Here is an 11,014-nt window from a genome sequence, read left to right on the forward strand (position 1 = left end):
GGTCCAAAACTAAGTCATGGAACTTCATAGAAGTTCGCTGACGTCCGTACTCACCCAAGGAAAGGTTCTAAGATGATTGTGTCTTCAATCTGAATCCACTGTTTGGTGGTTTTTTTTACATATTTCTTAATCTTTCAACCCGCTCAGCAATGGGTGGGTGGGTATAAAAGAGCTTTTGAAAGCCGGATTCTTTTTTAGGATCGTTGATAAAGAGAGCACTACTTGCACTATCGACTTCTCGTTGCATAGGCACACTGTTATCCAGCTTCAAAAGAGCATTGATCATTCCTTGAGGATTCCGTGTCAATTCAACACTTGAGGCATCCGCTAGGAACTCTCGTTGACGAGAAATGGCTAACTGAACCAAAGTCGCCGCTAATGGAGCTAAAACGATGGCAATCAAGGAAAGGATCAGAATAATAATTTCTAAACCACTGCCCCCTTCGCGATCATCATCCCGTCTACGACCACCGCCCCACCACATCATCCGTCCTCCAATACTAGAAAGCATGGTGATGGCACTAGCAAGGGCAACCGCAATCGTGGAGATGCGGATATCGTAATTGCGAATATGGCTGACTTCGTGTCCGATGACTCCCTCCAATTCCTCACGGTTCATCACAGCTAGAAGACCTGTTGTCGCTGCAACAGCAGCATTTTGAGGATTGGATCCTGTCGCAAATGCATTCATGGACGGATCATCTACAATATAAACTCGAGGCATAGGGATTTGAGCTACCATGGCCATATCTTGGACAATATGGTAGAGTTGAGGGGCTTGCTCTTCTGTCACCTCACGCGCCCCGTTCATCCGCATGACGATCTCGGTTGATTGGAAAATCATGCTAAAGGCATAAATCCCACCAATAATCAAAGCTAGGATGACGCCACCAAGTGAGGAGCCTAACCAGAGGTAGCCAACGGCTGCTCCGATGAGAGCCAAGAGTATGAAAAAAGCAATAAGGAGAATCCAGGTTCTCCTTTTATTACTTGCAATTTGGTCAAAGAGCATATTAGTCTCCTAATCCGCTAAAGTCCACCTTTGGTACTGCTTTTTCTTCTTCAGGCACTTGAAGGAACTCGGCTTGTTTGAAGCCAAACATTCCAGCAATCACATTTGTTGGGAAAGTTTCCAACTTGACATTGTAGTTGCTTGTGACACTGTTGTACAATTGACGAGCATAAGAAATTTTGTTTTCTGTGTTAGTCAATTCTTCTTGCAATTGCATAAAGTTGGTGTTAGCTTTCAAGTCTGGGTAGTTTTCAGCCACTGCAAAGATACCTGCCACTTGACGTGAAAGAGCATCACTGGCTGCCATTGCTTCTGCAGGTGAAGATGCTTGCGCTACTTGTTGGCGAAGTTGAGTGACCTTAGCAAGGGTATCACCCTCATATTTTGCATAGCCCTTAACCGTTTCGATCAAGTTTGGAATCAAGTCATTCCGACGTTTCAATTGAACATCGATTTGACTCCAAGCTTCGCGAGTTTGCATCCGACTTTTCACTAAACCGTTGTAAACTCCTACTACCATCAACACAAGGACCACTAGGACCCCAAGAATAATCCAAATCATTTTATTGAATTCCTTTCATTTCTTTAGTACCAGTATATCAAATTTCCCTTATTTTGTGGTAAAATTATCTTATGAAACCAGAAGAATTTTATGACCGTTTAGCCGACCTCGGCTTCCCACTAACTGATCGACAAAAAGAGCAATACGAACGCTATTTCGAGCTCCTCGTGGAATGGAATGAGAAAATTAATCTCACCGCTATCACCGATAAAGATGAAGTCTATCTCAAGCATTTTTATGATTCTATCGCACCCATTTTACAGGGCCTGATCGAAAACCAACCCATCCGTCTCTTGGATATCGGAGCTGGTGCCGGCTTTCCCAGCCTACCAATGAAGATCCTATTCCCTGAGCTAGATGTGACCATTATTGATTCCCTCAATAAGCGGATCAATTTCCTTCACTTGCTGGCTGAAGAGTTGGGCTTGAGCGGAGTACATTTCTACCATGGACGAGCTGAGGATTTTGCCCAAGACAAGGCCTTTCGTGCCCAATTTGATATCGTAACTGCCCGTGCTGTAGCCCGCATGCAGGTCCTTTCTGAGCTGACCATTCCCTATCTGAAAGTAGGAGGACGGCTTCTTGCTCTCAAGGCTAGCAATGCTCCAGAAGAGTTGGGAGAAGCTAAAAATGCCCTTAATCTGCTCTTTAGCAAGGTTGAAGACAATCTACAGTATGAATTGCCAAATGGGGATCCACGCTATATCACTCTTGTAGAAAAGAAAAAAGAAACCCCAAACAAATATCCAAGAAAAGCAGGCATGCCCAATAAGCGTCCATTATAAGATCATACCCAAAAGAAGCTGACAGTTTGTCAACTTCTTTTTGAATGAACTAATTTTTTTAACTCTTGCTCTAGGGTATGGTGGTGATGACGCTCTAAATGAACTCCCTTGATCGCCACAACCATACTTGCTAGACGGTTAGCAAATCTTAAGGCATCCTCCACATCTAGCCCTTGCAAAGATGCCGCTAAAAAGGCTCCCAGATGACTGTCTCCTGCTCCTACGGTATCACGAACTTCTGTCGGAAATCCGGACATCTCGTAGAACCTACCATCGTATGCGATCGCTCCTTTTTCTCCCAAGGTGACAATGACTAACTGCCCCGTTCTTTGGTAGAGCTTCTTAGCTGCGTCAGCAATCTCTTCACAAGCCGAAAAAGCCTTGGCTTCTGCTTCATTGACATGGAGAATGGGATGGAGATCATAGATGGTTTCCAAACGCTCCTCGGGAATCAAAAGGCCTCTAGGTCCTGGTGCAAAGATGACTTGGCCTTTGACTTTTGACACAGATTGAATCAGTTCCGATCCAGTCGGCTCTTCTACTTCAAGGCCACAGAGATAAATATATTCGTAGCTTTCCTGCTCCAGAGACTGGAGCCATTCCTTCTGAAAACTATATTCTACTCCATGATCTGATAAAAAGGTCCTCTCACCATCCGACTCGATAAAGCAATAACAACAACCATTTGCCCCAGTTGCTGTGATTGGAGTCTGGATGCCCAGTCTCTCGAGTTCTGCTTTGACAAAGTCCCCGTAGACACCTGTCCCCACTGGCGAGATGAAGTCAACATTTTGACCCAAAGCATGAAGTACGGAGACCACATTAAAGGCACACCCTCCAAGAGACCAAGTCTGCTCATGGATATGAGCGTCTCCTTCCCGACTCGGTAGTCTATCCAGATAGACCATAATATCACAAACAGTGGATCCAATCACTAAGGCTTTTGACATAGATTTTTCCCCCTCTTATTTTCAACATGGAAAAATAACCAGCACCGGTTCGTGCTGGTTAGTAAAACTAATCACCCCGATAGATCGGTTGCGGACCAAATGTTTGGGAAACCGGCATGATTTCAATCCGGTTGACATTGACATGCTTGGGTTGTTGGATGAGCCAAGCTACAGTGTTGGCAATGTCTTCAGGCTGAATGGCTTGGGCGTCTCGATAGAGAGCCTCTACCCGTTTTTCATCCCCTTTAAAGCGAACCGTCGAAAACTCGGTCCCTTCACAGAGACCTGGCTCAATATTGGTCACCCGAATCTGTTTTCCAGCCAAGTCCGCACGCAGATTTAATGAAAACTGTTTAACGAAGGCCTTGGAAGCACCATAAACATTGGCCCCTGGATAAGGCACCGTCCCAGCAGTTGATCCCATATTGATGACATAACCGTCATTTCGTTCCACCATCTGGGGCAAGATTTTCCTTGTCAGATAGGTCAAGCCGACAATATTGGTCTGGATCATGGTCAGCCAATCTGCAACCTCTGCTTCATGAGCTGGAGCGAGGCCTAGGGCCAAGCCAGCATTATTGACCAAAACATCCACTCTCTCCCAATCTTTTGGCAAACTGGCAAGTGCATGATCTACCTGAGAAGGTTCCGTCACGTCCATTTGCAGTGGGAAAAAGGCTGTGCCTAACTCCTCTTGAAGAGCCTGTAATTTTTCAATGCGTCTAGCAACACCAATCACGCGATGCCCATCGGCAACTAAGCGGTGACAAATGGCTTGGCCAAAGCCAGCAGATGCTCCCGTTACTAAAATTGTTTCTGCCATTTTCTTACCTCCAAGGATTATAGAAGCGACCTTTGTTTACCCAAATCAGGACGATACTCAAGATCACCATGAAGATTGACCCCAAGATAATCAAGCGATCACGAGTGGTCATCTCCTGATAGGTGTACCAGGTTCGTTTTTTATTTTTTCCAAAGCGGCGCAGTTCCATGGCCGTAGAGATCGTTTCAATCCGCTCCAAAGAACTAAAAATCAAGGGAGAAATCATCTGAAGATTTCCCTTCACCCGTTGGACAAAGTTGGCCTTTTTGGACAACTCCAAGCCTCTTGCTTCTTGCGAGAGCTTGATAATCTGGTATTCCTCCTGCACATCTGGAATATAGCGCAAGGTCAAGCTCACTGAGTAAGCAATCTTGTAGGACACCCCAATCTGGTTGAGACTCGAAGCAAACTGACTGGGATGGGTGGTCATCAAGAAAATGAGAGCTAAGGGAATGGTACACACATACTTCAAAGCTAGGTTGAAGAGATAAAATAACTCTTGGGCTGTAATACTATATGCCCCTATACCATCTAGAAGAACTGTCTTTGCTCCATAGATTTCTACCCCATATTGAGGGGCAAAAAGATAGACCATCAAGACATTGAGAAGGGCAAAGACTAGGGCAAAGCTCAGAACAAAGGAGATGTCTTTCAAACGAATGCCTGAGGTTGCAAATAAGGCGAGGGCACCTAGACCAATAACCAACAACAAGCGAGTATCGTAACTCAACATGGCAGCTAATGATACCAACAATAAGAAAAGAAGCTTGCTAGCGCCTGAAAGGCGATGCAGAAAACTGGTTCCGGCATGGTAGCCGACTAAGCGATTATTCATGACCTTCCCCCTTCTGATTCATATAAAACTGGGTCAAGGCAAGAGGATCGACACCAAGTCGATTTGCCAAGGCGAAAATAGACGTTTCTTTCAAATTAGCCCGTCTCAAAATTTCTGGTTGGGTCAAGAGCTCTGCCGGTGTCAAATCAGCCAAAACCTGCCCATCCATGACCACGACTGCCCGGTCCGAATAATCCAGCATGAGCTGCATATCATGGGTAATCATGACAATGGTATGGCCTTTTTGATGGAGTTCATCAAGGAAATCCATAATTTCCGTATAGTTTCGTTGGTCCTGACCAGCCGTCGGCTCATCGAGGACCAGAACATCTGGTCCCAAGACAAGGATAGAGGCAATGGTCACCCGCTTTTTCTGGCCATAGGACAGAGCAGAGATCGGCCACTTACGAAATTCGTAGAGACCACAGGTTTTCAAGGCTTGATGGACACGACTTTCGATTTGGTCCTCTGGAACATTTCTCAAGCGAAGACCCAGAGCCACCTCATCAAAAATCATGTTGGTCGAGATCATCTGGTTGGGGTTTTGCAGGACATAGCCCACGCGCTCTGCCCGCTCCTTGACACTATCACCCTTGATATCCTCTCCCTTTGAGAAATAGGTTCCTTCCGTCTGGATAAAGCCACAAATCGCCTTAGCAAGGGTTGATTTTCCAGCCCCATTTTTACCAACAATAGCCAACCGTTGGCCTTTTGGAATGGTTAGAGAAAGGTCTTTTAGAATGGGCTGGCCTTCTCGATAGGCAAAGTTCAAATGACCAAGTTCTAGAATTGTCTCTGCCTCTGCTCCTTTTTCAAAATGAGGAGTTGGGATATCTACTGATAAATCCCCAAGTGGTAGTTTTTCTACCTTGTCCAAATGCGGTAGCTTGCTGATATCCCGGCCTAACTGGCGAAGAGTCGTTAAATAGAGGGGTTCACGAATCCCATTTTCAGCCAGCAGTGTCGTCCTCAACAACTCATCTGGGCTCCCATTAAAGAGGACTTGCCCTTGATTGATCAAGATGACCCGATCGATGGGACGATAAAGGACATCCTCCAAACGGTGTTCGATGATAATGGTTGTCGTTCCCTGCTCTTCATGAATCTGATCAATCAGATTTATGATATCCTGACCCGATTTGGGATCTAGATTAGCCAGCGGCTCATCAAAGAGCAGGATCGGACTTTCGTCAATCAGGACACCCGCCAAGCTGACCCGTTGTTTTTGTCCACCGGATAAATCTTGAGGGCGATGGTCCAAGAGCTTGCTTAAGTCTAAGCGCTCCGCCCAGGTACAGACCCGGGATTTCATCCTTTCCAGCTCCACCATATCGTTTTCAAGGGCAAAAGCTAAGTCTTCTGCAACACTGAGACCAATAAACTGACCATCTGTATCCTGCAAGACCGTACTGACCAAATGAGACTTCTCGTAAATACTGAGATCAAAGGCTTCTTTCCCCTGAATGAGGAATTGCCCACTACTGGTTCCCTTATAGATATTAGGGATAATCCCATTTAAGCACTGGCCAATGGTTGACTTTCCAGAGCCAGATGGCCCGACAATCAGGACCTTTTCCCCTTTATAAATGGTTAAGTTGAGATTTTTCAAAGTTGGCTCAGACTGTGCCTTGTATTGGAAGGAAAAATCCTTCAGTTCAATCATTGCTTCTTTCATTTAGTTCGCCTTTTCCCATAAGAGCGCAAATTGGATGGCTAAATCCGCGATTCGATCCTTGCTATCTAAATCCTCATGACTAGATAAGGTTCGGATATCCCATTTTTCTTCAGAGAGGTGGTCTGCTGCGTAGAAGAAATGGCAGAGCTCAAAGTCCCGAAAAGCTGCTAAGGCAGCTACTGCAGAACACTCCATATCCACACAGATAGCTCCTGCTTCCATTCGTCGCTTCATCTTGTCGATGGTTTCCCGATAGGGAGCATCTGTCGTCCACACTTTTCCTGACTGATAGGAAACCTTGTGACTATCCAGAAAAGCTTGGAAGAGAGGAAGACTTTCCTTATTTACTTCCACTTCATCACTAGCCGGAAGATAGTGGTAGCTGGTCCCTTCGTCGCGAAGAGCTGCTGTTGGAATAATGATGGAGGTCGCCTCAATATCTTGGTCCAAAACCCCACAAGTTCCAAAGAGAACGAGTTTTTCCATCCCAAATTGAATCAAATCCTCTATAATCCCTACACAGGAAGCAGCCCCAACTGGTGCATTAAAGACAGCAATCTGTTGGTCTTCAATCGTAATCCCATAGACTAGGACTTCAAAGTTGGCCATGGAAGTTCTTGTAATGACCTCATGTTCATAATTTTCAAGGAGACGCGCAAAAGTTACTCTTGAAAAGCAAGAGATGACTACTTTTGGAAATCCTTCAATGGGACCATGTAGGTCTTGTGGGTTGATAATCGCCTGTCGATTGGCATCAAATTCTTCTAACAGCATCTCTGACTTCTCTTTCATTCATTCTACTTCTAGTCCTCTATTATACCACAAAATCGGCCTCTTTCCTTCTAACAAAGGGGAAAGCAAGCTCACTTGTTCGCCTTTTGTAGTAGAAAATGATACCGAATCTCTCCAAAAGTAAAAGAAAATGGGCCGCTCAACCACTGCGTCTACCGTTGACCTCTTTTATGATGAAAATAGATAACTCTTACTAGCTCCTGCCTCGCTCTCTCGTTTCTTAGCTCGGGAAAAGGGAGAGGGACAGAAATCGATTACCATTTAAAACGACGATTTCGTCGTCCCTCCCCCGCAAAGTTGAGTAGGCCCGTCCAAGCGAGAATTAGAGCGTGGGAGGGGCCACTCAACCACTGCGTCGATCGTTAACCTCTTTCCTGATACAAAAATGAGAACTTCAATGATTCCCTCCTCGCTCTTTTATTTCTTGGCTCGGGAAAAATTCGTTTACAAAACGAATTTTTTCTGCTATACTTCTTAGAAGCAAAGGTTTTTAATGTCATCCTGTGAGGTGACAAAGACACAGAATATGAATAATCTGAGGGCCCTTGCTATGCAAAAAATTCATGGGCTCTTTTTTGGTGCCCAAAAGTGAGGTTATTATGAAAGAAGAATCAACTGTTGATTTGCTCCTGGATGTCGATCAAAGTCCGGCACCCCTAAAAGGAATCTTATTAAGTTTCCAACACGTTTTCGCCATGTTTGGGGCTACCATTTTGGTACCACTCATCTTGGGCATGCCCGTATCCGTTGCCCTCTTTGCATCAGGGGTTGGGACACTGATCTATATGACTTGTACCGGCTTTAAAGTCCCTGTCTACCTTGGATCTTCCTTCGCCTTTATCACAGCCATGGCTTTGGCGATGAAAGAAATGGGAGGAAAAGTCGATGCAGCCCAAACTGGGGTTATCCTGACTGGTCTGATCTACGTACTAGTCGCAGCAGGGGTTAAAGTAGCAGGCACTCGCTGGATTGACAAATTGCTTCCTGCCGTTGTTATTGGACCTATGATCATCGTCATTGGTCTAGGGCTTGCAGGATCAGCCGTTAAAAACGCTGGTTTTGTCGAAGGAGGAGATTGGAAAAATGCCCTTGTTGCTGTCGTGACCTTCCTGATTGCCGCCTTCATCAACACCAAAGGAAAAGGTTTCTTCAAAATCATTCCTTTCCTCTTTGCCATTATCGGTGGTTATGTCTTCGCAGTTTGCTTGGGCTTGGTGAACTTTGATCCGGTCCTCAAGGCTAACTGGTTTGAAATCCCTGGTTTCTATCTTCCTTTCAATACGGGTGGGGCCTTCAAACAATACAACTTATATTTCGGTCCTGAAACCATCGCCATCTTACCAATCGCTATCGTAACTATTTCAGAACACATCGGTGACCATACCGTGCTTAGCCAAATCTGTGGCCGTCAATTCTTGAAACAACCGGGACTTCATCGTACCCTTCTTGGTGACGGGATTGCAACATCTGTATCAGCCTTCCTTGGTGGTCCAGCTAATACCACTTACGGTGAAAATACAGGCGTTATTGGGATGACTCGCATTGCTTCTGTTTCCGTTATCCGAAATGCAGCCTTGATTGCTATTTCCTTGAGCTTCCTTGGTAAATTTACTGCTCTCATTTCTACCATTCCAAACTCTGTTCTCGGTGGGATGTCTATCCTTCTCTACGGGGTAATCGCAAGTAATGGTTTGAAAGTCTTGATCAAAGAACGCGTTGACTTTAGCTTGATGCGCAACTTGATTATTGCAAGTGCCATGTTGGTTCTTGGACTTGGTGGAGCAATTCTGAAACTCGGTCCAGTGACCCTTTCAGGAACAGCCCTCTCAGCTATGACAGGAATCATCCTTAACTTGATCTTGCCACATGAATCAAACTAAAAGAAAAAGTTCTCAACACTGAGAACTTTTTTTATTAGAGTTGGGCCAATTGCAACAAGCGTTCTTTGGACAATTTTTTAATTTCAATTTGATTGGCATCCAACAAGTCAAATTCACTTGAGTCCAAAGCATCCAGTAGGGCTTCTAAATTCACAGCAACCACCGGCTTATAACTCTCTGGCATATCAGGATTTCCAGTGATTTCCACTAGGTTCACTTTCCAGTCGATGACTTCATCCATATTGACCTTCTCTACAAACTCAGCAGGTACAAAAGGCACACGTGGCAAGACAGTATCCGTATCTTCTGTTAGACTGTAACTACCAATAATGCCTCCCGTTTCGTTCTGACGATAGAAACGAACCTGACTAAAGAAGGCGGAGCTGTATTGTACCTTTTTAACCACTTGACTGAACTCCTCTAAAGGTTGAGCGGAGTCTAGGATTTTACGAAGGAGCTCACGATCTAAAATTACAGGATGAGCAAATCCCTGAAGCTGATATTGATGAAGGTCTGGATCTTTTTCTAGATTCTGTAGGTTCTTCAGTAAATAGTTCTCATAGTCAAAAGAGAAAATAGAATCTGCGTCATAGCTGGTTCCTAAATTATCGTGAATCTCATTCCCCAACTGACGAGCTAGGGCACTGAGCCATTCCAAGATGAGTCGCCAATCTTCAAGGGTGGCAAAATCTGCAAGGATGAACTGATAAGCATGCTCTTGATCCAGATAACGAAGGATGATCGGCAAGCAACTCTTGCCATAGCGGATACACATCATGGCTGGAAAATCTTTGAGAGAGCGACCAAGCATGGCTTCCTCAAAACTGTAGGTAAGAACTCCTTCCACCAAATTCAATACATCTTTAGCTAGCATCACTTTTTGATAGCCAAACATACTCTTTTTATTTCGAATTGAAAACACAACTGACATTTGTTTTCTCCTTTTTGTAATCGCTTACCAAATTATAGCACAAATTTTCATGACTTTCCATAGAAAAAACAGCCGAAAGGCTGTTTTTGAATGTAGACAAACTATTGTGCTACATTAAACAGCTAGATGACTTTCAAAACATGACTTATATTTTTTTGTCATTAAAGAAGATGAAAAACTTTCCGCTGTGAGAAAAAGTGCTTGAACCACTGTGGTTCAAGCACTCGGGAGTTTTGAAACCTTAGGTTCAAAACTAAGTCATGGAACTTCGTAGAAGTTCGCTGACGTCCGTGCTCACCTAAGGGAAGTTTTTCAAAAGACTTTGTCTTCAATCTGAAACAGCTAAAAGGCTGTTTTTAACTTATGCAAGAGTTCCATCAAGCGTCTCACCGATAACTGCCAAACGCTCAGTAATCTCTTCTTGTGACAAGTTGTGTTCTTCTACATAGCGATTGCGTGGATGAACACGGCATTCATGTGAGCAACCGCGGAGGTACTTGTCTTCATTTTCTTCTGAAGTCAAGATGCGACGATTACAGAAAGGATTTCCACAGTTGACATAGCGTTCACATGGTGTTCCATCAAACCAGTCTTTTCCAACAACACTTGGATCGACATGGTTGACATCGACAGCAATCCGCTCGTCAAAAACGTACATTTTCCCATCCCATAGTTCTCCTTGAACTTCTGGGTCTTTTCCGTAGGTTGCAATTCCGCCGTGCAATTGACCGACATCTTTGTAGCCTTCACGCACCATCCAACCTGAGAA

General features: G+C 44.6%; 10 protein-coding genes and 1 pseudogene. 2 read left to right on the plus strand and 9 right to left on the minus strand.

All coding sequences use genetic code 11. The features are described from left to right. Positions 1-115: 115 nt before the first annotated feature. Entirely contained in the window at positions 116-1,012 is an 897-nt protein-coding gene (gene htpX / locus QZ158_RS06415; protein ID WP_293886857.1) for a zinc metalloprotease HtpX, read from the minus strand. A gap of 1 nt (position 1,013) precedes the next feature. Beyond that, positions 1,014-1,574 carry a LemA family protein gene (locus QZ158_RS06420; RefSeq protein WP_003013312.1) on the minus strand — a complete coding sequence of 187 codons (561 nt, stop codon included), beginning with the start codon at positions 1,572-1,574 and terminating at the stop codon, positions 1,014-1,016. A 71-nt stretch (positions 1,575-1,645) separates the two neighbouring features. Between QZ158_RS06420 and rsmG the strand changes: the two genes are divergently transcribed. After that, positions 1,646-2,359: a 16S rRNA (guanine(527)-N(7))-methyltransferase RsmG gene (gene rsmG, locus QZ158_RS06425; protein WP_293886860.1), complete on the plus strand. Its 714-nt coding sequence runs from the start codon at positions 1,646-1,648 to the stop codon at positions 2,357-2,359. 29 nt (positions 2,360-2,388) lie between these two features. Here rsmG and QZ158_RS06430 read toward each other — a convergent pair whose 3' ends face one another. From QZ158_RS06430 to QZ158_RS06450, 5 genes are all read right to left on the minus strand, one after another. Next, positions 2,389-3,309, minus strand: a complete 921-nt coding sequence (locus QZ158_RS06430) for a carbohydrate kinase family protein (RefSeq protein ID WP_293886861.1) — start codon at positions 3,307-3,309, stop codon at positions 2,389-2,391. A gap of 67 nt (positions 3,310-3,376) precedes the next feature. Then, entirely contained in the window at positions 3,377-4,132 is a 756-nt protein-coding gene (locus tag QZ158_RS06435) for an SDR family oxidoreductase (RefSeq protein WP_293886862.1), read from the minus strand. 4 nt (positions 4,133-4,136) lie between these two features. Then, positions 4,137-4,967 (minus strand): energy-coupling factor transporter transmembrane protein EcfT, encoded by an 831-nt coding sequence (locus QZ158_RS06440; protein WP_293886863.1) that lies wholly within the window; start codon positions 4,965-4,967, stop codon positions 4,137-4,139. Next, entirely contained in the window at positions 4,960-6,642 is a 1,683-nt protein-coding gene (locus QZ158_RS06445; RefSeq protein WP_293886864.1) for an ABC transporter ATP-binding protein, read from the minus strand. Before QZ158_RS06445 ends, QZ158_RS06440 begins: the two co-directional genes overlap by 8 nt. Beyond that, the gene (locus QZ158_RS06450) at positions 6,643-7,416 is read right to left on the minus strand and encodes a nucleoside phosphorylase (protein WP_293886871.1); all 774 of its coding nucleotides are present in this window, start codon (positions 7,414-7,416) and stop codon (positions 6,643-6,645) included. 617 nt (positions 7,417-8,033) lie between these two features. On the opposite strand from QZ158_RS06450, the gene QZ158_RS06455 reads away from it, so the two are divergent. Further along, positions 8,034-9,314 (plus strand): solute carrier family 23 protein, encoded by a 1,281-nt coding sequence (locus QZ158_RS06455; protein ID WP_009731544.1) that lies wholly within the window; start codon positions 8,034-8,036, stop codon positions 9,312-9,314. Between the two features lie 34 nt (positions 9,315-9,348). Here QZ158_RS06455 and QZ158_RS06460 read toward each other — a convergent pair whose 3' ends face one another. Further along, positions 9,349-10,245, minus strand: coding sequence for a DUF4299 family protein (locus tag QZ158_RS06460; RefSeq protein WP_293886870.1), 897 nt, complete (start codon positions 10,243-10,245; stop codon positions 9,349-9,351). 361 nt (positions 10,246-10,606) lie between these two features. Then, positions 10,607-11,014: pseudogene (locus tag QZ158_RS06465) on the minus strand (hypothetical protein); the annotation flags it as partial.

The organism is Streptococcus sp. A12 (assembly GCF_905372335.1).
GTDB lineage: Bacteria > Bacillota > Bacilli > Lactobacillales > Streptococcaceae > Streptococcus.